This window comes from Candidatus Devosia phytovorans (assembly GCA_029202405.1).
GTDB classification, from domain to species: Bacteria; Pseudomonadota; Alphaproteobacteria; order Rhizobiales; family Devosiaceae; genus Devosia; species Devosia phytovorans.
This window is the reverse complement of the sequence record CP119312.1, coordinates 838,142-863,704: the sequence shown is the minus strand read 5'-3', so window position 1 is coordinate 863,704 and position 25,563 is coordinate 838,142. Positions and strand designations below refer to the sequence as shown.

Annotated in this window: 25 protein-coding genes and 1 other RNA gene; 12 read left to right on the top strand and 14 right to left on the bottom strand. The window is 62.3% G+C overall.

The features are described from left to right. Positions 1–49: 49 nt before the first annotated feature. The gene (locus tag P0Y65_04260) at positions 50–415 is read right to left on the bottom strand and encodes a DUF423 domain-containing protein (GenBank protein WEK05478.1); all 366 of its coding nucleotides are present in this window, start codon (positions 413–415) and stop codon (positions 50–52) included. Positions 416–480: 65 nt separating this feature from the next. Here P0Y65_04260 and P0Y65_04255 point away from each other — a divergent pair, with 65 nt between their 5' ends. Next, positions 481–1,896 (top strand): MATE family efflux transporter, encoded by a 1,416-nt coding sequence (locus P0Y65_04255; GenBank protein ID WEK05477.1) that lies wholly within the window; start codon positions 481–483, stop codon positions 1,894–1,896. Here the strand turns inward: P0Y65_04255 and miaA are convergent. Continuing rightward, positions 1,886–2,758 carry a tRNA (adenosine(37)-N6)-dimethylallyltransferase MiaA gene (gene miaA / locus P0Y65_04250; protein ID WEK05476.1) on the bottom strand — a complete coding sequence of 291 codons (873 nt, stop codon included), beginning with the start codon at positions 2,756–2,758 and terminating at the stop codon, positions 1,886–1,888. The genes P0Y65_04255 and miaA overlap by 11 nt on opposite strands. A gap of 27 nt (positions 2,759–2,785) precedes the next feature. On the opposite strand from miaA, the gene serB reads away from it, so the two are divergent. Further along, positions 2,786–3,658 (top strand): phosphoserine phosphatase SerB, encoded by an 873-nt coding sequence (serB, locus tag P0Y65_04245; GenBank protein ID WEK05475.1) that lies wholly within the window; start codon positions 2,786–2,788, stop codon positions 3,656–3,658. Between the two features lie 66 nt (positions 3,659–3,724). Here the strand turns inward: serB and P0Y65_04240 are convergent, their stop codons facing one another. From P0Y65_04240 to P0Y65_04210, 7 genes are all read right to left on the bottom strand, one after another. After that, the gene (locus P0Y65_04240) at positions 3,725–4,816 is read right to left on the bottom strand and encodes a protease modulator HflC (protein WEK05474.1); all 1,092 of its coding nucleotides are present in this window, start codon (positions 4,814–4,816) and stop codon (positions 3,725–3,727) included. A 3-nt stretch (positions 4,817–4,819) separates the two neighbouring features. Beyond that, the gene (gene hflK / locus P0Y65_04235) at positions 4,820–5,941 is read right to left on the bottom strand and encodes an FtsH protease activity modulator HflK (GenBank protein ID WEK05473.1); all 1,122 of its coding nucleotides are present in this window, start codon (positions 5,939–5,941) and stop codon (positions 4,820–4,822) included. Between the two features lie 62 nt (positions 5,942–6,003). Next, complete coding sequence (locus tag P0Y65_04230; GenBank protein ID WEK05472.1) at positions 6,004–6,528, bottom strand: dihydrofolate reductase; 525 nt, start codon at positions 6,526–6,528, stop codon at positions 6,004–6,006. Further along, positions 6,525–7,010, bottom strand: coding sequence for a GNAT family N-acetyltransferase (locus P0Y65_04225; protein WEK05471.1), 486 nt, complete (start codon positions 7,008–7,010; stop codon positions 6,525–6,527). Before P0Y65_04225 ends, P0Y65_04230 begins: the two co-directional genes overlap by 4 nt. A gap of 8 nt (positions 7,011–7,018) precedes the next feature. Next, positions 7,019–8,026, bottom strand: coding sequence for a DUF4424 domain-containing protein (locus P0Y65_04220; GenBank protein WEK05470.1), 1,008 nt, complete (start codon positions 8,024–8,026; stop codon positions 7,019–7,021). A gap of 87 nt (positions 8,027–8,113) precedes the next feature. Next, positions 8,114–8,434 (bottom strand): MazG nucleotide pyrophosphohydrolase domain-containing protein, encoded by a 321-nt coding sequence (locus P0Y65_04215; protein ID WEK05469.1) that lies wholly within the window; start codon positions 8,432–8,434, stop codon positions 8,114–8,116. Further along, complete coding sequence (locus P0Y65_04210; GenBank protein WEK05468.1) at positions 8,431–9,225, bottom strand: thymidylate synthase; 795 nt, start codon at positions 9,223–9,225, stop codon at positions 8,431–8,433. The genes P0Y65_04215 and P0Y65_04210 overlap by 4 nt, the downstream gene beginning before the upstream one ends. A 157-nt stretch (positions 9,226–9,382) precedes the next feature. On the opposite strand from P0Y65_04210, the gene P0Y65_04205 reads away from it, so the two are divergent. The 6 genes from P0Y65_04205 to P0Y65_04180 all read left to right on the top strand — a co-directional run bounded on the left by P0Y65_04205 (position 9,383) and on the right by P0Y65_04180 (position 12,517). Continuing rightward, a complete protein-coding gene (locus tag P0Y65_04205; protein WEK05467.1) occupies positions 9,383–9,781 on the top strand; it encodes a RidA family protein in 399 nt (132 codons plus the stop codon). Continuing rightward, on the top strand, positions 9,778–10,017 hold the full coding sequence (locus P0Y65_04200) for a YdeI/OmpD-associated family protein (GenBank protein ID WEK05466.1): 240 nt from the start codon (positions 9,778–9,780) through the stop codon (positions 10,015–10,017). The genes P0Y65_04205 and P0Y65_04200 overlap by 4 nt, the downstream gene beginning before the upstream one ends. Before the next feature lie 64 nt (positions 10,018–10,081). After that, positions 10,082–11,302, top strand: a complete 1,221-nt coding sequence (locus P0Y65_04195) for a dienelactone hydrolase (GenBank protein ID WEK05465.1) — start codon at positions 10,082–10,084, stop codon at positions 11,300–11,302. A 29-nt stretch (positions 11,303–11,331) separates the two neighbouring features. Then, positions 11,332–11,688: a transfer-messenger RNA gene (gene ssrA / locus P0Y65_04190) on the top strand. Positions 11,689–11,812: 124 nt separating this feature from the next. Further along, positions 11,813–12,298, top strand: coding sequence for an SspB family protein (locus P0Y65_04185; protein ID WEK05464.1), 486 nt, complete (start codon positions 11,813–11,815; stop codon positions 12,296–12,298). 9 nt (positions 12,299–12,307) lie between these two features. Next, positions 12,308–12,517, top strand: coding sequence for a ribbon-helix-helix domain-containing protein (locus P0Y65_04180; GenBank protein WEK05463.1), 210 nt, complete (start codon positions 12,308–12,310; stop codon positions 12,515–12,517). Here P0Y65_04180 and P0Y65_04175 read toward each other — a convergent pair. Together P0Y65_04175 and P0Y65_04170 are read right to left on the bottom strand one after the other, a co-directional pair. Next, on the bottom strand, positions 12,514–16,170 hold the full coding sequence (locus P0Y65_04175; protein WEK05462.1) for an AsmA family protein: 3,657 nt from the start codon (positions 16,168–16,170) through the stop codon (positions 12,514–12,516). The two genes, P0Y65_04180 and P0Y65_04175, sit on opposite strands and share 4 nt — an antisense overlap. Before the next feature lie 179 nt (positions 16,171–16,349). After that, positions 16,350–18,512 carry an esterase-like activity of phytase family protein gene (locus P0Y65_04170; protein WEK05461.1) on the bottom strand — a complete coding sequence of 721 codons (2,163 nt, stop codon included), beginning with the start codon at positions 18,510–18,512 and terminating at the stop codon, positions 16,350–16,352. Positions 18,513–18,714: 202 nt separating this feature from the next. Here P0Y65_04170 and P0Y65_04165 point away from each other — a divergent pair, with 202 nt between their 5' ends. After that, positions 18,715–21,060: a UvrD-helicase domain-containing protein gene (locus tag P0Y65_04165; protein ID WEK05460.1), complete on the top strand. Its 2,346-nt coding sequence runs from the start codon at positions 18,715–18,717 to the stop codon at positions 21,058–21,060. On the opposite strand, the gene P0Y65_04160 is transcribed toward P0Y65_04165, so the two are convergent. Then, the gene (locus P0Y65_04160) at positions 21,057–21,476 is read right to left on the bottom strand and encodes a hypothetical protein (GenBank protein WEK05459.1); all 420 of its coding nucleotides are present in this window, start codon (positions 21,474–21,476) and stop codon (positions 21,057–21,059) included. The genes P0Y65_04165 and P0Y65_04160 overlap by 4 nt on opposite strands. 144 nt (positions 21,477–21,620) lie before the next feature. On the opposite strand from P0Y65_04160, the gene P0Y65_04155 reads away from it, so the two are divergent. Together P0Y65_04155 and P0Y65_04150 are read left to right on the top strand one after the other, a co-directional pair. Continuing rightward, the gene (locus P0Y65_04155) at positions 21,621–21,938 is read left to right on the top strand and encodes a heavy metal-binding domain-containing protein (protein ID WEK05458.1); all 318 of its coding nucleotides are present in this window, start codon (positions 21,621–21,623) and stop codon (positions 21,936–21,938) included. Between the two features lie 90 nt (positions 21,939–22,028). After that, complete coding sequence (locus tag P0Y65_04150; GenBank protein ID WEK05457.1) at positions 22,029–22,901, top strand: 50S ribosomal protein L11 methyltransferase; 873 nt, start codon at positions 22,029–22,031, stop codon at positions 22,899–22,901. Positions 22,902–23,141: 240 nt separating this feature from the next. Here P0Y65_04150 and P0Y65_04145 read toward each other — a convergent pair whose 3' ends face one another. Both P0Y65_04145 and P0Y65_04140 read right to left on the bottom strand, forming a co-directional pair. After that, positions 23,142–23,273 carry a hypothetical protein gene (locus P0Y65_04145; GenBank protein WEK05456.1) on the bottom strand — a complete coding sequence of 44 codons (132 nt, stop codon included), beginning with the start codon at positions 23,271–23,273 and terminating at the stop codon, positions 23,142–23,144. Between the two features lie 122 nt (positions 23,274–23,395). Beyond that, on the bottom strand, positions 23,396–23,530 hold the full coding sequence (locus P0Y65_04140; protein ID WEK05455.1) for a hypothetical protein: 135 nt from the start codon (positions 23,528–23,530) through the stop codon (positions 23,396–23,398). Between the two features lie 112 nt (positions 23,531–23,642). Here P0Y65_04140 and P0Y65_04135 point away from each other — a divergent pair, with 112 nt between their 5' ends. Beyond that, positions 23,643–25,466, top strand: coding sequence for an aminopeptidase P family protein (locus P0Y65_04135; GenBank protein WEK05454.1), 1,824 nt, complete (start codon positions 23,643–23,645; stop codon positions 25,464–25,466). Positions 25,467–25,563: the final 97 nt, after the last annotated feature.

The following is a 25,563-nucleotide window of genomic DNA, read 5'->3' as shown; positions in this document are numbered from 1 at the left end:
CGCGGGATTGGTTCCGGCCGAAGCCGTATCAAATTAACGAAAATGCAACCTAACGCATTCGTCCGGTCAATCCGGCCAGAATTATGGTCGCCCAACCCCCGATCAAGCCTATTCCACCAATCGGTGCGGCGCCGGGAAACAACCCATGCCCAAGCCACTCGCGCACGGCCAGGTCTCCCGCGAACAGTGCAGTGCCGACGAGCAATATCCAGCCCGCAAAACGGAGCAGGCGCCCCCGCCCGGCAAGCGCCAGAGCCAGCAGCGCCGGCCCATGCGCGAGGCAGATCATGGCGATGGAGCCCAGGTTGCGCGAGTCCCCATGCGACGACGCCGCAGCACTGGCGACCCCTACCGCACCAACCAGCCCTGCCGCGGCGAGCAATACCCGCCGGCCCCATCCGTCCGTCTGACCCATCGCCCTGCCCTCTTTCCGATATGTCCGCTTTCATCTAGAGCAATGGGCGCGAGTAGGACACAGAAATGACCGATCAGATAACGGCGGCGCCCGGCGCTGCCGAGACTCAAACCCATGCCCTTGGCTGGGCCGCTGAGTTGCGCGCCACTTTTGCCCTGGCCTGGCCACTGGTGATTGCCCAGCTGGCGCAGAACGCCCTCCATACCACCGACGTCATCCTGCTCGGCTGGCTTGGTCCGGCCTATCTGGCGGCTGGAACCCTCGCAACGACCTTCGTCATGCCCTTCCTCGTGGGTGGCATTGGCGTGGTTGGCGCCGTCGCCCCGCTCGTCGCCCAGGCGCGCGGCGCGCGCGACATCAAGGCTGTCCGTCGCATCGTCCGCCAGGGCTGCTGGGCCGCCATCGGGCTGGGCATCCTGCTGGTGCCGATCGTGCTCCAGATCAGGCCGATCTTTGCTTTGCTCGGCCAGGATCCCGTCGCCACAGACATGGCCGCGCAATTCATCCAGATCAGCGCCTGGATGCTGTTCCCGGCCATGGGCATCATCGCCTTCCGCTCCATGCTCTCGGCCTTTGACGCCACCCGCATCATCCTGCTGATCACCGTGGCCGGCGTCCTCCTCAACGCCGCTCTCGCCTATGTGCTGATCTTCGGGCACTTTGGCTTTCCGCGCCTTGAACTGCGCGGCGCCGCCATTGCCACCTTGCTCACCAATATCGCCATGTTCCTGATGATGGTGACCTACGTCCTGCGTCACCGTCGCTTCAAGCGCTTCCATGTCCTGGCCCGCTTCTGGAAGCCGGACTGGCCGCGCTTCCGCGAGATTTTCCGCATCGGCCTGCCGATCGGCCTGACCGTTCTGTCGGAAGTCGGCTTGTTCACCGCTGCTGCCTTGCTGATGGGGCGCCTTGGCACCGACGAAGTCGCCGCCCATGCGGTCGCGCTGCAATGCGCCTCCATGGCCTTCATGGTGCCGCTGGGCCTCGGCATTGCCGCCACCGTTCGCGTCGGCCTCGCCTATGGTCGCGGGGACAATGAAGCCATCCGCAAGGCCGGCTGGACCGCCTTCATCCTGGGCACCGCCTTCATGGCGCTGTCCTGCATTCTCTTCCTGACGGCCGGGCCCTTCATCGTCGCGCTCTTCCTCGATCCACACCGGCCCGAAAACGCCAACGCCCTGGCCCTCGCCGCCACCTTCCTTATGGTGGCCGGCGTCTTCCAGCTCGTCGATGGCGCCCAGGTCGTCGCCGCCCATGCCCTGCGTGGCCTCAGCGACACCAAGGTGCCAATGCTGCTGGCCATCCTCGGCTACTGGGCGGTTGGCCTGCCCACCGCCTGGGTCCTGGGCTTCGTCGTCAACTGGCGCGGCCTCGGCATCTGGATTGGCCTCGCGGTCGGTCTGGCCTTCGTCGCCGTCGTCCTCGTCACCCGCTTCGCCCTGCGCGAACGGCTGGGCCTGCTCCGCCCCGCTAGTATCTAGGAGCGGTGCGCGGCCAGTCGGCGAAGCGGTTGCGGAACCATGTCCGCTGTCGCTTGGCATATTGATGCGTCGCGATCGTCGCGAGGCTTATCGCCTCCTCGCGCGATATCCTGCCATCGAGCCAGTCGCCGATCTCGCGCACTCCGATCGCCTTCATCACCGGCAGCGACGGACCGAGCCGCATCGCGAGCAGCGCCTCGACCTCCTCCACCGCTCCCGATTCAAAGATCTTGGCGAAGCGTTTTGTGATCCGATCGCGCAACACATCGCGCTCTGGGTCCAGCACCACGCGCTCCACCGAGAACTCCGTAAGAAGTCGTCCAGCATGCTTGCCCTGGAAGCTGGAGAGCCTTTGGCCCGTAAACCGCTTCACCGCCAGCGCCCGCGTAACCCTCTGAGGGTCCGCAATTTTCAGCCGCGCCGCAGTTTCCGGGTCCTCCTTTTCCAGCAGTTCCAGGCGCTTTTCACTTGTAAGATGTCTTATCTCTTCCTGGATTTGTATGACGATTTCTGCCGGTATTTCCGGCACATCGGCGAATCCATTCAACAGCGCATCGAAGTAAAGCCCTGTCCCACCAACAAAAATCAGTTCCGGACCATGCATGACACCCTCGACGGCCCGCAGCCACTCCCCCGTCGAGAACCTTTGCCCCGCCGGCACCGTCCCATAGAGTCGATGCTCGGCCTCAGCCATCTCCGCATCACTCGGCCGCGCCGTAACCACCTGCAGCGTATCGTAGATTTGCATCGAGTCGGCATTGATGATGATGCCACCGCGCTCCCGCGCCATCTCGAGCGCCAGCGCCGACTTGCCGCTGGCAGTCGGACCCGCTATCAGCACCGCACGACCTCGGCCTGTCACGCAGTTCTCCTCGGAAAATAACTAATCATGTCAGTCCTTTGCCTCATCGCCAATCCGACCGATTCCGAACTCGACCCGGCCTTGGCGGCCGCTGTCGTCCAGCAGACAGGCGGCGAACTCAATTGGCTGAACCACGCCATTGCCTGCGAGATCATCGAGCCGAAGTCAACCGACGCGCTCGACATCGCCCGCCAGGTCATCGGCAGCCGCAAGGTCGATGCTGCTGTCGTACCTAAAGAAAATCGCCGCAAGCAGATCCTTGTCGCTGACATGGACTCCACCATGATCAACGAGGAATGCATCGACGAACTCGCTGCAGCGCTGGGCATCAAGGACCGCGTCGCCGAGATCACCGACCGCGCCATGCGTGGCGAACTCGATTTTGGCCAAGCCCTCGACACCCGTGTCGCCCTGCTTAAAGGTCTGGAGCGCAAGACTATTGAGGAAATCCGCCGCGAGAACATCACCCTCGCTCCTGGCGGCCGCGCCCTGGTCCAGACCATGAAGGAATATGGCGCCTATACCTCGCTGGTCTCGGGTGGCTTCACTTTCTTCGCCGACTATTTCGCCAAGCGCATCGGCTTCCACGAAGCCATTGCCAATGTTCTCGAATTTGACGGCGACGCACTCACCGGCACAGTCACCAAACCTATCGTCGATAAAGACACCAAGCGTGAGCGCCTCACCGCTCTTGCCGCCGAGCGCAATATTCCATTGAGCCAGACACTTGCAGTCGGCGATGGCGCCAATGATCTCGACATGATCCGCATCGCCGGCTTCGGCGTCGCCCTCCATGCCAAGCCGGCCGTCGCTGCCGAAGCCGGCATCCGCATCGACCACGGCGACCTCACCGCCCTGCTCTACCTGCAGGGCTATAGCGACGAAGAAATCGTCCGCTAAAAGCTTCTTAGAAAACAAAAAAGCCGGCGCTCAGCGCCGGCTTTTTCATGTGCGTTGCACGGCGCCTTACGGCGCCGGTGCCTCGGCCGGAGCCGGTGCCTCCGCCGGGGCCGGCACTTCCGTGCCAACCGTTGGAGCCAGTTCCGAGCCATCTTCCAGCGTCATCGTCGGCGCAGCCGAGTCCTCGATGCCAAGCCCATCAAGGGCCGGCTCGTCGGTCGCCGGCATGGTGATCGGCGGTGCGGCGGGCTGGATCGGCGGCGCGGGATTTGGATTGCCGGCCGGGATGCTGCCATTGGAGCCGAAGTAGCGGAAGAACTCGCTCTCCGGCGACAGCACCATGGTCGTGCCGGTATTGGCCAGCGACGAACGATAGGCTTCCATCGAGCGGAAGAACTCGAAGAATTCCTGGTCCTGACCGTAGGCTGCAGCGAACAGACGGTTGCGCTCGGCGTCGCCCGTACCACGGATGATTTCCGAGTCACGTGTTGCCGCTGCCACGATTTCCACCGCCTGACGATCGGCGATAGCGCGCAGGCTCTGCGCCTGCTCTTGGCCACGAGCCCGCAAAAGTGCAGCCTCGGCAAGACGTTCGGCACGCATGCGTTCGAAAGTCGTGGCCGAAACGTCCTGGTCGAGATCGGTACGCAGGATACGGACGTCGACGATGTCGATACCGATCTGGGCCAGATCCGGACGGATCAGGTCACGCGTTTCCTGCATCATCTGGGCGCGCTGGTCCGAAAGAGCCGCATTGAACTCGCGGGCCGCATAGACCTGGCGCAGGGCCGAGTCGAGGCTCGCGCCAATGCGGTCTTCGGCAACCGACAACTGGCCGGTAGCGAGCTGACGGAACAGGCGGGCATCACCGATGCGGTAGGTCAGGAAGGCATCGACCTGGTAAAAGGCGTTGCCCGAAACCTGCACGCGCATATTGGCAATGTCATAGCGCAGCAGGCGATCTTCGATCAGCTGCACGCGATCGACAAAGTCTGTCGGGATCTTGAAATAGACGCCCGGCTCGGTGCGCACGTCGGTAATCTGGCCAAAGCGTGTGACGATGGCCTGTTCACGCTCGTTGACGATGTAGATCGACGAGAAGAACACATAGAGAGCGGCGAGAACGACAACGCCAATGATAATGAGACGATTGTTCATGGCTTAGTTCCCCGCCGGCGTCGTGGTCGTGGAGCCCGAGCGCAGCTCAGGCAGCGGCAGATAGGGGATCACCCCCTGGCCACCGGCTCCGGTTTCGACCAGCACCTTCTCCGAACCGCCCAGCACTTCTTCCATGGTTTCAAGGAACAGGCGCTTGCGCGTCACGTCGGGAGCGTTGACATATTCGGCATAGATGGCGTTGAAGCGCTCGGCCTCACCGGTTGCTTCCTGCACCACGCGGTTGGTATAGGCGGCTGCGTCTTCACGCAGGGCTGCCGCACGACCACGCGCATCACCCAAAAGGGTATTGGCGTAGGACCGAGCTTCTTCCTGCAGACGCGTTTCATCCTGACGGGCACGCTGCACTTCATTGAAGGCATCGATGACTTCAGCCGGCGGACCGGCGTTTTCGATCAGCACCTGGGTGACGTTGACGCCAAGGCCATAGCTGTCCAGCACGCCGCGGATGATCTCGAGCACTTCGGACTGAATGCCGGCACGGTCGTCAGAATAGACTTCCTGCGCCGGACGGCGACCGACCACTTCGCGCATCGCGCTTTCCGCTGCGTAGCGGATCATGGCTTCCTGGTCGCGCACGTTGAACAGGTAGTCGATGGGCGCGTTGATGGCCCAGAACACCGAGAACTGCACCGAAACGATATTCTGGTCACCCGACAGCATCATGCCATCGCCACCACCCGAGGTGCGGGTCTGGCCCGCGGCGGTCGATGCCGTGCCGATCTGCGTCTGGTTGAGGGTGAGCGGCACGCGCTCCACCGTCTCGATCGGCCAGATCAGGAAATGCAGGCCTTCACCGGAGAGCTCGGGCTTGGGCGCGCCGAAACGCGATTCCACGCCCACTTCACTGGAGTTGATCGTATAGACCGAATTGATGCCCCAGAAGGCGACCAGCGCCAGAAGGCCGCCGACGATGGCCCAGCGGCCACCCGGAACGCCGCCCTTGAACTGATCGCGGCCACGATTGAGAATATCCTCGAGGTTGGGCGTATTACCGCCACCTGGCCGGCGCGGACCACCGCCGCTCCCACCGCCGCCGGGGGCCTGCCCCCAGGGGCCGCCATTATTTCCGCGGCCACCCCCGCCTCCGTTATTCTCCCAAGGCATTGCGTTCCTTTCGCCCAATATATGTGTTCGTGGGACTTTATATAGGCAAGCGTCTCACGCGATCAATGCGCAGAGCCCTTACGGCGCTCGTACACTTTGACGCGGTAGCTCGCTTCATCCTTTGGATTGGGTTGTACTTCGGGCAGATCGACAACCGCCCAGTCTTCCGGCGTTACCGCCGGGAACATCACATCGCCCGCAGGCGAAAGATCGATATGGCTGATGTAAAGCCGGTCAGCCCTGGCCATAAGCTGGGCATAAAGCTCTCCCCCACCGATGATCATTATTTCGTCAGCCCCGTCATGACTGGCCACTTCACGCGCCTTTTCCAGAGCCGCCTCAATGGTGTGGAAAACCAGCACGCCCTCGGGCTGATAGCCCTCCTGGCGGGTGATGACGATATTGGTGCGCCCCGGCAGCGGCCGCCCGACCGTCTCATATTGCTTGCGCCCCATCACCACGGGCTTGCCCATAGTCGTGGCCTTGAAATAGGCCATGTCCGACGGCACGCGCCAGGGAATGGTCTGCTCGCTGCCGATCACGCCGTTCTCGGCCACACCGGCAATCATCGCGATACGAATGCTCATGACGCCCCCAGTTTCTTGAGCGCATCGCCATCGACGCGCACCTTGGTCCACTCGTCCTGCATGACCCCGCCCTGCGACTTGTAGAATTTTATGCTGGGCTCGTTCCAGTCGAGCACCCACCACTCGAACCGGCCCAGCTCTTCGGCCAGGCAGCGCTGCGCCAGATTGACCAGCAGCGCCTTGCCGATCCCCTTGCCGCGAATTTCCGGATCGACATAGAGATCCTCCAGCCAGATGCCATGCCGACCCTGGAAGGTCGAATAGGTATAAAACCACAGCGCAAAGCCGACCGGCCTGCCCTCCCACTCGGCAATTTCGCAAAAGACCTTCGGCGAAACGCCAAACAGATCGCGAACAATGTCGGCCTCGGTCGCCTTGGCCTCGTGGCTCAGCTTCTCGTATTCGGCCAAGGCCGCAATGAAGTGGACGATCAGCCCGGCATCTTCGGCCGTGGCGGATCGTATCGTCAGGTCACTGGTCATCGTCTCTTTCAGTCTGCCGGGTTGCGGTTGAGGATCAGCACGTCCAGCTCGCGTTGGGGCCAGAAATCCTCCGCCACCATCTCGAATGTGGTCGGCCCGATCTTCTTGATATTCTCGCCGCAGAAGGACACCAGATTATCTGCGCTGCCTTTGTCGACGACGAGACGGAATTTGCCAATGGAACCACCGCTCCAATTGCCGCCCGTGGTGAGAATGTAGGAAATCCAGCTCTCGGTGAACGGCGCCGACCAGGGCTCGGCGGGACTGGTCAGCGTCTTGCGGACGGCGGCGAGGAACGGCTCGTCGGTGCAATAGCGCTCCGCATAATCCTTGCCTGGATCATAGCCTTCATGCGGACCATCGAGGAAACTCACCCCCACGGTTCCACCAACGCTCGGCGTATAGGCATGTTCGACCGTCACCACCTCCCCGGCCGGGAAATCACCCTCCCAGGTATAGGTCGCCTTGTAGGTCCAGGCGGGATAATAGTGCTTTTCCCAGCCCTCGCCCGCGTCATACTCGTCTGGCGTGATCATCCCCAGATGCATCAGCTCCGCGCGCGTCTCCTCGTTCAGCGCATCGGTGGCTTCCGATGCCGGGCCGGAAATCGGCACCAGCGGAATGCCGAGCTGCTTCAGCAGCTTGGTGCGGTCGACGCCATAGGCATAGGCATATTCATGCAGCTCCGCCGCCACCGGCTCGCCATTGAACGTGGTCTGGAAGGCAAAGAGGTTGTCGTCCGGCCCGGTCGGAAAGGACACCGGCGAGAAGAAATCCGGCACGATATCGGGCATGGGAAAGGCGACGAGGACATTCTGGTCCACGTCGCTGGTATTGCGGAACTGATAGACCACCCGGATTTCCGCAGCCGAGATGAACAGCTCTTCGCTCTCCATCACGATATCCGGATTGGAGATGAACTCGAGCCCGCCCGTGGTCAGCACCGCCGACGTGTCATTGGCAAGGGCCGGCATGGCGCTCAACGCCAGCGCGCCCACAACAAGTTTCCCCCGCATGCAATTCCTCCCGAAAGCCTTGATGACGCAGATGCTTGGTCCGCCCAGCGGACTCTGCAGCAGAGCTTGAGACCTATCTAGCCACGTCTAGACATCAGGCGGAAGGTATTTGAACCACTTGCGGGTCAGCGCCGCCTCCAGGTCGATCCCCTGGCTGCGGGCAAACAGCAGGAACATGGCCAGGACATCCGCCGCCTCGTCCTCCAGCGCCTGCCGGATTTCGTCGGCATCGGCGCCCTTGAGCCGCCCGCGCCCCGACCCTTTCAGATGCTCCGCGACCAGCTCGCCAAACTCTTCCTGCAGTTTGAGCAGATACCAGTCGTCCGTCCGCGTGACGGCAAAGCGCTCGGCATAGATATCCGAAATCCGGGCGACCAGATCGCTCAATTCGCCCAGCGAGCGGCTCATACGGCGATCGGCGCCGCAATGCGCGGATGCGGATCATAACCCTCGAAGGCAAAATCCTCGAAGACGAAATCCTCGATCTGCTTGCGCTCGGGGTTCATCACCAGCTTGGGCAGCGCCCGTGGTTTACGGCTAAGCTGCAGCCGCGCCTGCTCGAAGTGGTTGTTGTAGATATGCGCATCGCCCAGCGTATGCACGAAATCGCCGACGCCCAGGTCGCAGACCTGCGCCACCATATGCGTCAGCAGCGCGTAGGAAGCGATATTGAAGGGCACGCCGAGGAACGTATCGGCCGAGCGCTGGTAGAGCTGGCAGCTCAGCTTTCCGTCGGCAACATAGAACTGGAACAGCGCATGGCACGGCGGCAGCGCCATATTGTCGACCTCAGCCGGATTCCAGGCCGAAACGATATGGCGCCGGCTATCCGGCTTAGCCTTGATCTGCTCGATGACATTTTTCAGCTGATCGATATGCCGCCCATCCGGCGCCGGCCAGCTGCGCCACTGCGAGCCATAGACCGGGCCAAGATCACCATTCTCGTCGGCCCACTCGTCCCAGATCGAAACGCCGTGCTCCTGCAGCCAATGCACATTGGTCTCGCCGCGAATGAACCACAGCAGCTCATAGATGATGGATTTCAGATGCAGTTTCTTGGTGGTCACCAGCGGAAACCCGGCATTGAGATCGAACCGCATCTGATAGCCAAACAGGCTCCGCGTACCGGTGCCGGTGCGGTCCGATTTGTCGGCGCCGTGTTCGAGAATATCTGAGATAAGTTTGAGATAGGGCTGCATGCGCTAATCACTACTCCGATTCTGCAACTTGGGCATGTTCGGTGCACCACAGCCCACAGCCCAATCACCGGCGAGTAACCTAATACCACACCACGCCCTGCCATTGGATGTCAGCAGCTTTGCGCTAAGCTCTCCCCAGCAACCGAGGAGCAGCAACATGACCATCGACTACATCAAACCCGAAGGCATGCACCACAATCCCGCCTTTTCGCAGGGCATCGTCATCCCCGCCGGCGCCCGTATCCTGCTTGTCGGCGGCCAGAATGCTGTCAACATGGCCGGCGAGATTGTCGGCAAGGGGGATATCGGAAGGCAGACGGAACAGGCCTTGGCCAATATGCTCAAGGTGATCGACGCGGCGGGCGGCTCGCTCGACAATCTGGTCAAGGTCACGCTGATCATCCAGCAAGGGGTGGATCTCCATCCCGGCTTTGCCGAATGGATGAAGGTCTGGGGCCAGCGCCCCAATCCGCCTCTCGTTACGGCGATGATGGTTGCCGGCCTCGCCAATCCTGACTTCCTGATCGAGATCGAAGCGCAAGTCGTCCTGCCATGAGCCCGGCCCTTCGCCCGCTGCGCAAGCGCGAAGACATGCCTGACTTTGTCCGCGCGGCATTGGAGGAGCGCGGCTTGCGCGAAAAATACGACGCCCGCCCACCCTATCAGCGCAATGACTACCTGCTCTGGATCAACAAGGTAAAGCGCGACGAGACCAGGCAAAAACATCTCGCCCAGATGCTGGATGAACTCGAAGCCGGCGGCGTCTACATGGGCATGGTCTGGAGGGGCTGAACCCGTCCACTTGCAAAACTGTCGTGCGGATGTGCCAATCTTTTTCCGCAACAGGAGAGCGGATATGAGATTTCTGGCGGTGGCAATGGTTTGGGCGATATCGGCAGGCGCGACGCTGGCGCAGGACAATCGCATCGATTCGCTGCGCCCCGACGCACCCGTACTGGCGCAGCGCGGAGACCTCGCCGTCGGCGTCCGCACGTTGAACCTGGTCGACGCCGGCCGCCCCGACATCCTCGCTGGCGGCGATGCGACGCAGGATCGCCCGCTGACCGTCGAACTCTGGTACCCCGCCAAAGCCGATCCTTCGGCCCGGACTACCTATGAAGACGTGGTCCTGCGCGATGGCGTAACGCTCGTGTCCCTGACCGGCACCGCCACCAGAGACGCCGCGCCCGATGCGCAATCCGGCCCCTACCCGCTCGTCGTCGTCTCCCATGGCTTTCCCGGAAATCGATTCCTGCTCAGCCATTTCGGCGAGAACCTTGCCAGCAAGGGTTACGTCGTGGCCGCCGTCGATCACTTCGAAAGCACCTATGACAACCAGCTCGGCTTTGCCTCGACCCTCGCCAACCGCGCGCCCGACCAGCTCTTCGTCCTCGATACCATGAGCAGGCTCGATGGCGAACTGGCCGGACTGGTCGATGCCGAGAACAGCGCCATCATCGGCTATTCCATGGGCGGCTATGGCGCCCTCGTCAGCGCCGGTGCCGGCCTTGCCCCGGCTGCTGCTGGATCAGGCTTTGCCCCCGCCCAGGCCCTGGCCGGTGTCACCGCCGGCAGCCCGGCCTATGCCGACCTTGCCGATCCCCGCCTTAAGGCCATCATCGCCATCGGCCCCTGGGGCCGCCAGAACGACTTCTGGGATGCCGATGGTCTCGCCGGCATCACCATGCCCGTGCTCTTCATGGCCGGTGACCAGGACGAGGTTTCCGACTACCGGAACGGCATCCGCGTGCTGTTCGAGGAAACCACCAATGCCGACCGCCATCTGCTGACCTTCGCCGGCGCCGGCCACAATGCCGCCGCCCCCATCCCGGCGCCGCACGAAACCTACGGCCTCGCCGACAGCGGCACCTTCGAGCACTATGCCGATTTCGTCTGGTCCAACGAGCGCATGAACAATGTGGCCCAGCATTTCGCCACCGCCTTCCTCGACCTCCATCTCAAGGGCCAGTCTGACAGCGCCAGCTATTTCGCCATCACCCATGACGCAATCTGGCCTGGCTTCGGCGAACGGGCCACCCGAGGCCTCACTCTGGAGCATCTGCCGGCAGCGGACTGACGCGCAGCTTTACCGTTTTGTCACAGCCGCCATTTGCATCCGCGCTCACGGGCGCCTATATAGGAGCTGCTCGCAAGAGCTATGGCGATAAACTGTCATCATAATAAACCTTTCGGACCCGGGGGCAGTACCCGGCGCCTCCACCATCTACCCTCTCTGAGAGTAGCCAATGGGGGCGAAACAGGATCGACGAGGGCGTAAAGGGTGTGCTTTTGCTCGGTGAGGTACCACCGTTATCGGTCCGAAACTTATAGTTGCAAATGACAACAATAAGGCTCCAGTCGCTCTCGCTGCGTAAGCAGTGCTAGCATTGGGAAATTAAGTCCTCCACCCCTAGCCGGGTGACAGGCGGGGTCCGCAGGCACCTGGCAACAGAAGCCTGCACTTTTCCCTGTTTCCGACAATCGCGCCTTTATCCTTGAATTCTCACGGAACGTGAGGCTGATATGGACCATTCTGGATTCGAATAACTGCTGCCGCGGATTGCCGTGGCGACGCTGGAAGGTAAAAATGGCCGAAGATCACATGCGATACGACATTCTCGCCCAGGAAGCTCTGCGCGGCGTCGTGCGTAAGGTGCTGTCCGAGGTCGCCCGCACCGGCCTGCCCGGCGAGCATCACTTCTTCATTTCCTTCCTGACCCGCGCGCCCGGCGTGCGCCTGAGCGAAAAGCTGCTCGGCCAGTACGACAAGGAAATGACCATCGTCATCCAGAACCAGTATTGGGACCTCAAGGTCACCGAGATTGGTTTCGAGGTCGGTCTGTCATTCGACGGCATTCCCGAGACGCTGGTCATCCCCTTTGCTGCCATCAAGGGCTTCTTTGACCCGTCCGTGCAGTTCGGCCTGCAGTTCGATCCGGCTACCGCGCCTGGCGCCGCTGCTGTCGAGGCTGATGCCGATGATGAGGTCGAAACCACGGCTGCCGCCCCCGCTGGCGAAGAGCAGCCTGGTGAAAAGGTCGTCAGCCTCGACGCCTTCCGCAAAAAGCCTTAGTACGTCCCGATGGACAAGCGTTCCCTGTCCATCGCCGGCCATCGCACATCCATCGCGCTGGAGCCCGAGTTCTGGGCCGGCCTTGAAGCCATGGCCGCCGAGAAAAACCAGCCCATGGCCGCGCTGATCCGCGACATCGACGAAACCCGCTCGACTGCCAATCTCTCCTCGGCCGCCCGGCTCGCCGTATTGCGCTGGTATCAGGACAGGAACGCCTAGAGGGGCCGGTTCACGGTCGATCCATCGAATTGGTTGGCCGGAAGTCCAAGTTCAATCGGCCCGTCGATGGGTGGGAGCATCTGAACCGGGGGCACGGTAATCGGCGTCTGCAATTGCTGTTGACGCAAATTCTCCAGCCGAACCCGTTCCTGCTCGGCGGCAGCTGCCAGGTCGAGCATGCGTTGCGCTTCTTCTTGCGCAGCAAGGCGCGCTGCTTCTTCTGCTGCGCGGCGCTGCTGTTCCGCAATCAGCCGATTCCGCTCCTCGGCCGCCGCCCGCTGCCGCTCGGCATCCTCGGCCTGCAGCTGTTCAAGCCGGTCCACCTCGATCTCATTGGCCCGCACCATCACGGCCGCAATCATTTCCTCAAGGTCGACAGTCACCTGCGGCGCCACCAGCGTTCCGGCCACGCGCGCGATGATCCGCGCCGTCTCGGGGCTGACGAGACCACTGTCGTCAACAAGGTTCCGTGGCGTCAGGGCAAAGCTACCGCCGAGCCCGAGACTGCCCAGCGTCAGGTTGAGGCTGCCAGCGAGACCCGCGTCCTCTCCCTCTACGATCAGATTGGCCAGCCGAAGCACGCCGCCGGCAATGGTGAAGGCGCCCGTGGCCGACGGCGCGGCAAACGCCCCCTGCCCCAGCGCCATGTCCATGATCGTACCCATGTCGTCCGGCTCCATGTCGAGCACGTCTTCGAGCCCAGCAATGGTCGTGAACACCTCGGGCGTCAGGCCGTCTGCCGTGAAGTCGGTCAGGGTGAAATTGCCTTCACCGGATGCCGTCGCCAGCACATCGGCAAGGCTTGCGCCCGTGCCCTCGAAACGCAATCCGCCCTCGGCCACGCCGCCCAGCGCTTCCGCAACAGCCGGCGGCATGACCGTGTCGATCGGCATGCCGGTCAGGGTCATGCGCCCGCTGACGGTCCGGTCGCTCAAGGGACCCGAGCAGCACACCGCGATATCGAGCCCCAGAGTGCCAGAATCCATATTGGCCTCGAACCGCGCCAGACGCATTCGCGTCTCGTCCCAGCTCAACTCGAAACTGGTGGCACCAAAGCGCTGGGCACCGCCAACCGCCATGCCGCCAGCGCTGACCGTCACCGTGCCCCGCGTTTGCCGCGTCTCGCTATCGGTGGCCAGAGGACCCTCCGGCCAGACGCCATCACCCGCCACCAGTGCTGCGGGACCAAACAGCGTCACCGCCAGCCCTTCCGCCGAAACCATATCCACCGCGATCGTCCCGCTCACCGCCGTCGTTGTGCCGGTGCGCGAAAGCGCCAGTTCACCTGAAAAGCCAGTCTCGCCCGAGGTTCCGGCAATTTCTGTCAGCCGGGCCAGACGATCGCCCTCAAAATGCAGCTGCGCGCTGCCGCTGGCCAGCGGCAGGCTGAGCCCGCGCACACCCACGACCCGTGCCAGTGCCCCGGCATCCGCCAATCGGGCATCAAGCGTGCCCGTGCCTTGAATCTCGCCGCCATCTTTCGCCAGCAAGCTGCCGGAAAAACCTATATTTTCTTCGCCGAGGCTGGCGGTGAGACTGCTCGTGAGACCTTCGCTGGGCACCCCCTCGACCCCGAAGCTGAGCAGCATCGAACCCTCGCTATCGAACAGGTCGGCATTGCCAAAGCCGATCTGCTGCGTCAGCCCGGCAATATCGGTACTTTCCAGCCCCCCGGTCACACGCAGCGGCGCCGTCGAGAAGCCCCGTAATCCGCCATCGAGTTCGGCCCGCAGATTGAGTTCGCCAAAACCGAGGGCACCGCCCATGGTCACCGTCTGCGCCCCTTCGACCGGCTCGCTGACATCGATCATCAGGTCGGCCGGCGCGGATCGCGCAAGAAAATCGCGCCACGGATGCGGCATGTCGAACAGGTCATAGATCCGCGTCATCGCCGGCGCCGAACCGCCCACGACGCGCAACAGGCCCGACCCGGAAAGCACCGGCTCCGCCAGGGTACCGGACGCATTGAGCGTCGTGTCGAAGCCAACACCACCCAAGTCCGCCGCCGATAGCCGCGACAGATTGATTTGCCCGGCGCGCCACTGCCCTTCAGCCACCAGCGTCGTGCCATCGAGTCCCAACACTCGCGCAGACTTGGCCGTCAGCGAAAAACTGCCCTCAGGGAAACTGGTGCCGAAAGCCGCATCACTTGTCGCATTGGGCAGCAAGGCACTGACGATCTCACTGTCAGCGGCACTCAGCGCATCGAAATGCCCGACCAGATCGAGGCGCTTCTCCTCGCCAAAACCCAGGCGCAGTTCCACCGCGTGGCTTTGCCCCTCGATCGTCAGCACGCCATTGTTGAGCCCCAGCGCGTCACCGCCGAGGATGGCGCGGCCGGCCAGCGACGCCGGGACATTGAACAGCACATTGTCCTCATCGGGCTTGCGCCATAGCGCAGCAAAGCCGTCGAGCCGCGTGCTGGTTAGCGACAGATCACCCCTGAAGGTCGGATGCACACCATCCACCCCCAGCTGCCCGCTGGCCTGCAAGGAGGTGTCCCCCGGCAACTGACCGGCAAACTGTTCCACCGTCCAGCCCGCACCATCACTGACGGCATCGACCCGCACATTGCGCAGCGAGAAGCCGCGCAGGCCCATCTCGGCCAGGTCCACGCCGATCCGTCCCGGCATGGGTGGCAATGTCGGCGCCGGCAATTCCGACAGCAACCGCACCAGTTCATAGGGTTGGCCCGCCGTCTCTTCCTGCGCATCGCGCGGCGGCAGCGAGAAGACGCCGCCCGAAATCACCGCATCGAAACTCCGCTCGTCGCCGAGCTGAATGCTGGCCGCACCCGTCAGACGCGTACCGGCCCGGTTCTCGTCCGGCCGCAGCGTATAGCCCGACAGCACCACGCGATCGCTGGACGCCGTCATTTCACTTTCAAACACCAGATCGCCGCGGATCTCCCCGGCCACGTCGCTGGCCGGCGGTTTCTGCCGATAGACCAGTTTGCCATTGAACCTGGGCGCCATGCCTGGCTCGAGCATGCCCTCGGTCGAGAGCGTGAAAGCCGCCGACTGCGGCTGCAGGAAAGTGGTGAGCCGCGCCCGGCCATTGCCATCCACCGCGCTGGAATTCAGGCGCACGCTGTAACTGGCGCCGCGATAGTCGCCGCTGCCGACAAAGGAGATTGGTCCGCTGAAATCACTCAGGCGGAATTCGCCGCTGACATTCTCCGCCGAAAACTGCTCGCCCGAGCGTTCGTCGATCAGCCGCACCGTGGCGCCGACCACCGTCGCCTGGCTCAGCCCAACCCCGCCGTTGCCGGTTTCCAGCGACACGCCGCTGCCGAACAACCCGCTTTCGTCGACAGTGAAGTCGATCACCGGCTGGCTGAGCACCAGCCGAGTGATATTGTAATTGTCGCGCAGGAAATCCATCAGCGAAAAATCGGCTTCGACACTATCGACCGTTGCCGCCGGCGCTTCGGTGGACCCCACCAGCACGTCGTCGAAATGGAGCCGCGGCTGCGGCAATAGCGTGAACTGGATATCGCCGCGCACCGTCACCGGCGTACCCAGCATGGCCGTGGCCAGTTCCTCCATCCGCAGGCGATAATCGCTCCAGCGGATGAAATGGGGCGCAATGAATGCACCGCCCAGCACGATGATCGCCAGCAGGCCGACGACAATGTAGATGCGGTTGAGCACGGCCCGTTGTTCACCCCTTTGAGCTTCGGGAATAGTAGGCAAGAGCGGTTTTGGCGCAACCCCGCCATTGCCTTGAATACACGGCCAGATTTGGCCCTTTCGATCAAACTCGCTTCATCAGGGCCAAAACAAACGGCCGGGCAAGCTGCCCGGCCGTTCCAGAAGCGTCAGAACATGGCTCAGAGAGCGCCGATGCTCCAGAAATGGGTCTCGCCCGAGCTGTCGTCGACACCGTCATTGTCGGTGATGACAAAGCCATTGCCTTCGCTGTCGATGGCAAAGCTCTCGACCTTGTCGACCACATAGCTGTTCTGCGTCTTGAGGTCGGGGATCAGGTCACGCACCAGTTCCTTGCTGACGACCGGCAGTTCCCCGTCGACGGCAGCCGGCACCATCTCGCTGAGGGCGACGCGGTAGATCGACTTGAGGCCGGCCTTGTCTGCGATCTGGTTGTCGCGCTCGACGATATAGGCATAGTCGCCGTGCACGGTGATTTCGCTGAGACCGACCCAGCCGCCTTCAGGTGCAGCTTCCAGCGGGTAGCTGACAGCGCCCCATTCTTCGGTTTCGAGGTTATAGGCGAGGAGCTTCACGAAGCCCTTCTCGTCATCACCCCATTCGCGCTGCATCGCGACCCACAGCACATCGTCAACCTTGGCAATGCCTTCCGCGCCGAAGCGCTTCTGGCCAGCCAGCAATTCGACCGGGAAACCGATCTCTTCTTCGATTTCGCCGTCGGCATTCACATGGATCAGCGCATGCGGGGTCAGCCTGTCGCTGTCGCCTTCATTGGCCAGCCAGAAGCCGCCTTCGCCATCCAGCGTGATGCCTTCCATATCCATCATCTGGGCAACGTCACCATTGCGGGTGATGATGGTCTTGCCCGTGATCTTGGCCGGCACGGCCGAAGCGTCGATCGTATAGATGGCCGGCGCGGCATAGAGCGCATTGTCCGATACGGCATAGAGCGTTGCGGGCTTTTCTGCATCGCCAACGGCGCCCGAAATGGCCGACCAACCGATCGGGTGACCATCGGCATCGAGATCGCTCATGATGGTCGGATAGGCCGGTGCGTCGGCTTCGGTCAGTTCATAGACCATGACGTGGCTGCCCACGCCGCCATCTTCGCGCAGGTCAACTTCATTGGCCGTGGCGATCAGGTTGCGCGAAGGAATGGCAACCACGCCTTCCGGCGAAATGCCCGACGGCAGCGTCTGGACGAACTCGGGCTCGGCGCCATTGTCCTTGTAGACGGCGATCAGCGAGGAACGCTCTTCGGCGATGAAGATATACTGGGTGTCGCCAAATGTTGCGACTTCCATGCCCTCGGGCTCGACGCCCTTCTTGTTGCGATAGTCGGGATAGTGACCAAGCTGGGCCGCATTGACATCGAGCGCATTGCCCGAATCGAACAGCACTTCGCCCTCGCGGCTGAAGATGGTCCAACCGCGCGAGCCGCCGTTCCAGTCGCCTTCATTGGCGATGGCGAGGCGCTCGTTGTCGAGCCACTTGACGGCATCCGGCTCACGCGGAACGGCGTCCTTGTCGGCCGAGAAATCGATCTTGCCGTCGTTCTTGGTGTCGACCCCGGAAACGCCGGTCTCGCCAGCCTCGAAACCACCGATGACCGTTGCCGTCTTGGCGTCGATGATGGCGACGTAGTTGTTTTCCTGGAGGGTTACCGCGATCTCGTCATTGTCGTTGAAATCGACGAATTCGGCTTCGGCGTCGTCTGGCGCGATCGACTGGCCGGTCAGCTCGACCTTCTTGATGCCGGCTTCGGTGACGGCACCATTGTCCAGCGTGATGACGGTCAGGAAACCGGCAGGAGCTTGCGGGATCGCGCCGTCGTTGACGTCCTCGTCGCGCTGGTTTTCGATGGCGATTGCAAGGATCGTGTTGTCCTTGTTATGGGCGATCGAGTCGGGCTGGCCGCCCAGTTCGAATTCGCCGTCGATTGCCTGGCTGGCGATATCGATGACATAGAGCTTGCCGGAGGGCTCGGCGAAGCTTTCCGACGTATCGGCAGCCACATAGGCCTTTTCGCCGATCACGGTGACCGAAGTCGGCTCGCCTTCAAGCTGGATGAAGCCGCCAGCCTTGGGTGCGCTGACGTCGGAGATGTCGACGAAGCCGACGCCGCCGGCCGGGCTGTCCGAATAGATCAGCGTCATGCCGTCATCGGTTGCCGTAATGATTTCCGACGAGCTGGCTTCAGCTTCTTCATTGTTCTGGCCAACCGGAAAGCTCGATACGCGATTAAAATATTCGGCGGCATTGACCGAAACGGTCGTGGCCAGCAGGGCTGCGGTCAGAGCCGTCAGCAGTTTTGGCGAATTCATTGAAGTCCCCCTGGAATGAATGGGGCCTCCGATAGGCTGGCGCCGCGACTCTCCGATGACGGATAGATGACGGACAGATGACAGGCTCTTCGCCTATACATTGCCACCATGGCTGCCTATATTGCCAATGAGAACAAAATAAGATTCTGCAATGGCGCGGCATATGCGTTAAACTGGCGCCATTGCGATGAAAAGGCCCTCAATGCCCGGTGAAGCCCCTCAGTTCGACCGCCCCCAGGCCGGTGCGATTACCAGCCAGTTCAAGCGCAACCAGGCGCCGGACTATTTGAGTGGTTTGAACCAAGAACAGCGCGACGCCGTGGAGAGCGTTGACGGGCCCCTGCTCGTCCTCGCTGGCGCCGGCACCGGCAAGACCCGCGTGCTGACCACCCGCATTGCCCATATCATCAATACCAATCGCGCCTGGCCTTCGCAGATCCTGTCGGTGACCTTCACCAACAAGGCTGCACGGGAAATGAAAGAGCGTATTGAAAAGCTCGTCCCCCGGCTCGAGGCAATGCCGTGGTCCGGGACGTTCCACTCGATCGGCGCCCGTATTTTGCGCCAGCATGCCGGTCTGGTCGGCCTCACCAGCACCTTCACCATCCTCGATACCGACGATCAGATCCGCCTGATCAAGCAATTGCTCGAGGCCGACAACATTGACGAGAAGCGCTGGCCGGCAAAGCTCTTTGCCTCGATGATGGACGGCTGGAAGAACAAGGGCCTGCTGCCCAAGGATGTCTCGCCGGCCGATAGCGGCTCCTATGCCAATGGCCGCGGCGCCCAACTCTATGCGGCCTATCAGGCCCGGCTGAAATCGCTCAACGCCGTCGATTTCGGCGACCTGCTGCTCGAATGCATCCGGCTGTTCAAGGAAAACCCCGACGTTCTGGCGGAATATCACCGCAAGTTCAAATACATGCTGGTGGATGAATATCAGGACAGTAACGTCGCTCAATATCTCTGGCTGCGTCTGCTCGCGCAGGGCAAGCCTGCCAGCGAAGCCAATATCTGCGTCGTCGGCGACGACGACCAGTCCATTTATGGCTGGCGCGGCGCCGAGGTCGACAACATCCTGCGCTTCGAAAAGGATTTTCCGGGCGCCAAGGTGATCAAGCTTGAGCGCAATTACCGCTCGACCTCCAATATCCTCAAGGCCGCCTCCAACATCATCGCCTTCAACGAGAGCCGCCTCGGCAAGACGCTGCAGACCGATGTCGGGGAAACCGGCGAGCCGGTCGCGGTCACCCAGGTCTGGGACAGCGAGGAAGAAGCGCGCACAGTCGGCGAGGAAATCGAGCAGTATCAGCGCGCTGGCGAAACGCTGAACTCCATGGCCATTCTCGTCCGCGCCTCATTCCAGATGCGTGAATTCGAAGAACGCTTCATCACCCTGGGGCTCAACTACCGGGTCATCGGCGGCCCCAGGTTCTATGAGCGCAAGGAAATCCGCGACGCCATTGCCTATCTGCGCTTGGTCGCCCAGCCGGCCGACGATCTGGCCCTCGACCGCATCATCAATGTGCCAAAGCGCGGCCTCGGCGACTCAACGGTCCAGCTGCTGCACAACGCCGCCCGGGCCGCCAATGTCCCGCTGCTGTCTGCCATCCGCATGCTGGTGGAAACCGAGGAGCTCAAGCCCAAGCAACGCAGCACGCTGCTGAGCCTTGTGTCGCAGTTCGACGACTGGGCCTTTCACGCCCAGTCCATGAAACCGTTCGAGCTGGTGGAGCGCATCCTCGAGGAGAGCGGCTATACCGACATGCTGAGCGCCGACAAGTCGGTGGAATCGCAAGGCCGCAAGGAAAACCTCAAGGAACTCAGCCGTTCCATGGAGGAATTCGACACCCTCGGTGGCTTCCTCGAACACATATCGCTGGTCATGGATCGCGACAGCACGGAAGCCTCCGACGCCGTCACCATCATGACCCTGCATGGCGCCAAGGGGCTTGAGTTCAACACCGTCTTCCTGCCCGGCTGGGAGGAAGGCACCTTCCCTAGCCAGCGCAGCATGGATGAGAGCGGTCGCGCCGGCCTCGAAGAGGAACGACGCCTCGCCTATGTCGGCATCACCCGCGGTCGCAAGCGCGTGCGCATCTCCGCCGCCCAGAACCGCCGCATCCACGGCCTCTGGCAGTCCGCCATTCCCTCTCGCTTCCTCGATGAGCTGCCGCCCGACGCCGTTGAAGTCACCGATACCGGCTCATCCTATGGCGGTTACGGCTATGGTGGGGGCGGCGGCGCCAGCTCGCGCTTCAACAGGGCCGACCCCTTCGAAAGCGTCTATGAGACCCCCGGCTGGCAGCGCGCCCGTGCCAACCAGTCCTCCCGCAAGGGCGGCGGTCCCCTGACCATCGACGGCGACCTCGTCGCCCGCTCCGTCGACCTCGGCAACGACCGCTCGGCCTTCTCCATGGGCGAACGCGTCTTCCACCTCAAGTTCGGCTACGGCAGCATCACCCAGATCGAAGGCAACAAGCTGAGCATCGAGTTCGAAAAGGCCGGCCCCAAGAAGGTGTTGGAGAGCTTTGTGAAGAAGGCCTAGGGAAACCGCTTCCCGATCTCCTCGAGATAGGCCTTCGCCAGCCGCTCGAAAGTGGCTGCATCCAGCACGATCTTCTGCCCGATGGCAATTCCGGCTATCGCCTTGTCAGACCTATATTTCATCGTCTTGTTCTCTTGCAGCACGCCGCCGTGTTCCATGATCGAGTCGCTGAGCATGCGCACTTCGTTGAGCGCATTGCCGTCCTTGCCCTCCATTCCGCGCATCCGGTGCATGAAATGGTGGTCGAGCGCCAGCAGCGCCGTGGCGAAATACTCTGACGCAAAAGCCGTCAGCGCCTGTTCGGCGGCCGTGCCCTGGGCAGACTTGGCGAGTGCCGCATAGGCGGCATGCTGCTCCTCCACCTTGGCCGCAGTGAGTTGGACATAGACTTCTGGATAGCTGGTCATGGCGAGCATCTGGACCTCCCTTGCAACGCGCTATGCTCCATGTCGGCCAATCTGCGTCCACTTCGACATTTTCGCGATGCTTTTTTGCGCGCGGCCTTTTGCGCGTCTCATCCTGGCCCTATCTTTCTGTCATCCAGTGAGGAGACCAAGACAATGATCATTTCGACCACGCCCACGCTCGAAGGCCGCCCGATCAAGGACTATCTCGGCATTGTCACCGGCGAGGTGATCGTCGGCGCCAATATCTTCAAGGATCTCTTCGCCGGCATTCGCGACATCGTCGGTGGCCGCGCCGGTGCCTATGAAGGCGCCCTGCGCGACGCGCGCCGCCAGGCCTATGACGAACTGGCCTATGAAGCCGAACGCATGGGCGCCGATGCCGTGGTGGGTGTCGATCTCGACTATGAAGTGGTCGGTCAAAATGGCTCCATGCTGATGGTCTCGATCTCCGGCACCGCTGTACGGCTCTGAATCTACACCCGCTGGCGACAGCGGGGATAAGTCAGATTGATTTTGTGCGTGCGATGGCGCAACTAGGCGGCGAACACAGGAAGTTTCGCCATGGCCGTCGATCAGCTCTCATCCATTCCGCTCACAAAGGACCAGGCCTATGCCCTGGTCGATGCGGTGATGGAACGCGACGACCTGGCGCTGACTGCCTCGGCGCATGAGAATGAAGAGACCGGCGAGTGGATCTTCGAAGCCACCTGCGACAGCCCGCCCGACGTTGATTCATTTGTTGAACTGGCGCGCCAAACCCTTGGCGGCGCGGTCGAATTCTCGGTCGCGCCGATCGATCCGGATTTCAACTGGGTCGCCAAGTCGCTGGAAGGCCTGGCCCCGGTGATTGCCGGCGGCTTCTATGTCTATGGCAGCCACGAGGACGGCCCCGTCCCCGGAGGGCTGACGGCGATGAAAATCGATGCGGCCCAGGCCTTTGGCACCGGTCACCACGAGACCACCACGGGGTGCCTGGAAGCCATCAACATCACGCTCAAGCGCAAGAAGCCGCGCCACATGATCGACGTCGGCACCGGCACCGGCGTGTTGGCCATTGCCCTCGCCAAGCGCACCAACCGCACGGTCATCGCCAGCGATATCGACCCGATCTCGGTGACCACCACGGTGGACAATGCCGCCCAGAATGGCGTCGGCAAGCATATCGTCGCGCTCGAAGCCACCGGCGTAACCCACCCTGCCATCAAGCAGAATGCGCCCTATGACCTGATCGTCGCCAATATCCTGGCCGGTCCGCTGATGGCGCTGGCCCCCGATATCGGCCGCATCGCGGACAAGGGCGCTACCGTCATCCTCTCGGGCATTTTGCAGCACCAGGCTCGCGGCGTCATCAACGCCTATGCCCGCCAGGGCATGATCCTCAGCCAGAAGCTGCAGCGCAAGGACTGGACCACACTGATCCTGACCATGCCGTAGCGCATGCCTCGATCCGTTGTAGCATTCGGCGGGAATTGGCTAGCAGACTGTTAGCATCGAGTGTCGCGTTTGGGCGTCCAGTGTGAGCGGCCTTGGCCATTCGGGCGCAGCCCTCATGGCCTTGTCACCTAAAATCGCGCCACTGGCGCGATTTTGCCTTCGGCCGGTTCCAAGAAAAGCAAAATCCCCGAAGCAGGCTCCGGGGATCGTCAGATCGTCAGCAGTAAACTGCAGCGGCCGTTACGGGCGCTTTGTGAATGCGCCGATCAGCTGATGCTGCATGCGATAGCTGACCTGGCGGCTCGATTCACGACCGCGTGCTTCCAGGACGGAACCCAGGGCCTTGCGGAAATCGTTCTTGCTTTCGGTCATCTCAGTCTCCATGCACTTCGACGTTGGTCTATTGCCGCCGTCGAGTGTTTAGATAGTCCCAGTTTGAGACGCCGTGCAGATGGTATTCTGTCACACCAGCCCTGCAAGACTCGCAAGTCCCCTTACCGCTTCGTTAATCTGGCGTTCATCGGGCCATGTTCGCGCTCGAAGCGCGCCACATAGCGCTGCGCCTCGCGCTCGCGCCCGGCAATCACCGCTTCGAAGGCCCGGATCAGGAAATTCTTGTGTTCTGCCATCTTCGCTCTCCTGTCATCTGCCACTAAGTTAGAGCGCGGGCCGCGATTTGTAAGGGCCCACCAGAACAGCCCAGATATGACCGGAGTGCACTCCGGCAACAGGAATTTCGCCATGACCGCCCAGAGTTTTCCGCCTGCCGTGTTCCAGAGCTTTGAGGAAAAGTCCGACAAGACCAATGTCGCGCCCCGCCTCAAGGCCCTGCGGGACGCGATGGCGGCGGCGGACATCCAGGGTTTTCTGATTCCGCGTGCCGATGCCCATCGCGGCGAATCTGTACCGGCCAGCGAAGCACGCCTCGCCTATATCACCGGCTTCACCGGTTCGGCCGGCATGGCCCTGGTCGGCCCCGAGCAGGCCGGCCTTTACGTCGACAGCCGCTACACATTGCAGGCCCCGGCCCAGACCGACACCGATCTTGTGACCGTGATCCAGACCGACCGCGGCGGCCCCAACGACGAATCCATAAAGCTCGTCCCCGCCGGCGGCAAACTGGCCTATGATCCCTGGCTCCATACACCCGGCGAAGTGCGCGAACTGGCGAGGCTGTTTCATGGCCATGCCACGCTGGTGCCGCATGCAAACCTTGTGGATGCGATCTGGTCGGACCGCCCTTCGGCACCGGTCTCGACGATCGAATTTCTCGGCCACAACCGCGCCGGCCAGCAATCGTCCAGCAAGATTGAAGAAGTCCGCAAGCAGCTTGCGAGCGATCTTGCCGATGCGGCCGTGTTGACCCTGCCCGAATCCATCTGCTGGCTGTTCAACATGCGCGGCCGCGATGTCCCCAACACGCCCTTCGTCCTCGGCTTTGCCATCGTCCCGCAGGTGGGCACCCCCACGCTTTATCTCGACCCGGCCAAGATCACCGACGAGCTGACCAGGGCGCTCGACGGCATTGCCACTGTCGACAGCAGCACGCGCTTCGAGGAGGCGCTAAAGGCTCTCGGCGCCGCAGGAAAATCGGTCCTCATCGACCCGACCTCTGCTCCCGAAGCCGTTGCGACGGCTCTGAAGGACGCCGGTGCCACGCTGATCGAAAAGCGCGACCCGGTGCTCCTGCCCAAGTCCCGCAAGAACGAGGCTGAGCTCGCCGGGATGCACGAAGCCCATGGCCTCGACGGCGTGGCCCTGGCCAAATTCCTGTCATGGTTCGATGAAACGGCGCCCAAGGGCGAGCTGACCGAAATTGCCATCGTCACCGCGCTGGAGGCCTTCCGCCGCGAGGACGAGACTTGCGTCGACGCCAGCTTCGATACGATCTCTGGCGCCGGCCCCAATGGCGCCATCGTGCACTACCGCGTCAGCGACAAGACCGACCGCAGGCTCAACCCCGGCGAAATCATGCTCGTCGACAGCGGCGCGCAATATCTATCGGGCACCACCGACATCACCCGCACGCTCTCGACCGGCAAGCCGAGCGACGAGCAGCGCGACCGCTATACCCGCGTGCTCAAGGGCATGATCGCCATTTCCATGGCTCGCTTCCCCAAGGGCACCAGCGGCGCGCAGATCGACGTATTGGCGCGCCAGTTCCTCTGGCAGGATGGCATCACCTATAACCACGGTACCGGCCACGGCGTCGGCGCTTATCTGGGCGTGCACGAGGGCCCGGTGGGCATTTCCTCGCGCTACACACTGCCGCTCGAAGTGGGCAATGTGATCTCCAATGAGCCCGGCTATTACAAGACCGGCGAATATGGCATCCGCATCGAGAACCTGATCACCGTGGTGGAAAGCGCCGACTTCCCCGGCTTCCTCGAATTCGAGACCCTGACCCTGGCCCCCATCGACAAGCGCCTGATCCGCAAGTCTCTGCTGACCGATGCCGAACGCGCCTGGCTCGATGACTATCATTACCGAGTCTGGAAGCAGATCGGCCCACGGGTAAAGGGCAAGGTCAGGGATTGGCTGAAAGAGGCGACCGAGAAGCTGTAGCGGAAGGGTCTCTTTGCGGTACCCCCTCCTAACCTCCCCCTGAAAAGGGGGAGGGACTGGATCGAGTTTTGGGCACGCTCTCTCCACAACCACCGGG

Excerpts from the sequence above, each read along its gene's own strand:
- P0Y65_04260 (WEK05478.1), bottom strand. The coding sequence starts at position 415 with ATGGGTCAGACGGACGGATGGGGCCGGCGGGTATTGCTCGCCGCGGCA.
- P0Y65_04255 (WEK05477.1), top strand. The coding sequence starts at position 481 with ATGACCGATCAGATAACGGCGGCGCCCGGCGCTGCCGAGACTCAAACC.
- serB (WEK05475.1), top strand. The coding sequence starts at position 2,786 with ATGTCAGTCCTTTGCCTCATCGCCAATCCGACCGATTCCGAACTCGAC.
- P0Y65_04240 (WEK05474.1), bottom strand. The coding sequence starts at position 4,816 with ATGAACAATCGTCTCATTATCATTGGCGTTGTCGTTCTCGCCGCTCTC.
- hflK (WEK05473.1), bottom strand. The coding sequence starts at position 5,941 with ATGCCTTGGGAGAATAACGGAGGCGGGGGTGGCCGCGGAAATAATGGC.
- P0Y65_04230 (WEK05472.1), bottom strand. The coding sequence starts at position 6,528 with ATGAGCATTCGTATCGCGATGATTGCCGGTGTGGCCGAGAACGGCGTG.
- P0Y65_04225 (WEK05471.1), bottom strand. The coding sequence starts at position 7,010 with ATGACCAGTGACCTGACGATACGATCCGCCACGGCCGAAGATGCCGGG.
- P0Y65_04220 (WEK05470.1), bottom strand. The coding sequence starts at position 8,026 with ATGCGGGGGAAACTTGTTGTGGGCGCGCTGGCGTTGAGCGCCATGCCG.
- P0Y65_04215 (WEK05469.1), bottom strand. The coding sequence starts at position 8,434 with ATGAGCCGCTCGCTGGGCGAATTGAGCGATCTGGTCGCCCGGATTTCG.
- P0Y65_04210 (WEK05468.1), bottom strand. The coding sequence starts at position 9,225 with ATGCAGCCCTATCTCAAACTTATCTCAGATATTCTCGAACACGGCGCC.
- P0Y65_04205 (WEK05467.1), top strand. The coding sequence starts at position 9,383 with ATGACCATCGACTACATCAAACCCGAAGGCATGCACCACAATCCCGCC.
- P0Y65_04200 (WEK05466.1), top strand. The coding sequence starts at position 9,778 with ATGAGCCCGGCCCTTCGCCCGCTGCGCAAGCGCGAAGACATGCCTGAC.
- P0Y65_04195 (WEK05465.1), top strand. The coding sequence starts at position 10,082 with ATGAGATTTCTGGCGGTGGCAATGGTTTGGGCGATATCGGCAGGCGCG.
- P0Y65_04185 (WEK05464.1), top strand. The coding sequence starts at position 11,813 with ATGGCCGAAGATCACATGCGATACGACATTCTCGCCCAGGAAGCTCTG.
- P0Y65_04180 (WEK05463.1), top strand. The coding sequence starts at position 12,308 with ATGGACAAGCGTTCCCTGTCCATCGCCGGCCATCGCACATCCATCGCG.
- P0Y65_04170 (WEK05461.1), bottom strand. The coding sequence starts at position 18,512 with ATGAATTCGCCAAAACTGCTGACGGCTCTGACCGCAGCCCTGCTGGCC.
- P0Y65_04165 (WEK05460.1), top strand. The coding sequence starts at position 18,715 with ATGCCCGGTGAAGCCCCTCAGTTCGACCGCCCCCAGGCCGGTGCGATT.
- P0Y65_04160 (WEK05459.1), bottom strand. The coding sequence starts at position 21,476 with ATGCTCGCCATGACCAGCTATCCAGAAGTCTATGTCCAACTCACTGCG.
- P0Y65_04155 (WEK05458.1), top strand. The coding sequence starts at position 21,621 with ATGATCATTTCGACCACGCCCACGCTCGAAGGCCGCCCGATCAAGGAC.
- P0Y65_04150 (WEK05457.1), top strand. The coding sequence starts at position 22,029 with ATGGCCGTCGATCAGCTCTCATCCATTCCGCTCACAAAGGACCAGGCC.
- P0Y65_04145 (WEK05456.1), bottom strand. The coding sequence starts at position 23,273 with ATGACCGAAAGCAAGAACGATTTCCGCAAGGCCCTGGGTTCCGTCCTG.
- P0Y65_04140 (WEK05455.1), bottom strand. The coding sequence starts at position 23,530 with ATGGCAGAACACAAGAATTTCCTGATCCGGGCCTTCGAAGCGGTGATT.
- P0Y65_04135 (WEK05454.1), top strand. The coding sequence starts at position 23,643 with ATGACCGCCCAGAGTTTTCCGCCTGCCGTGTTCCAGAGCTTTGAGGAA.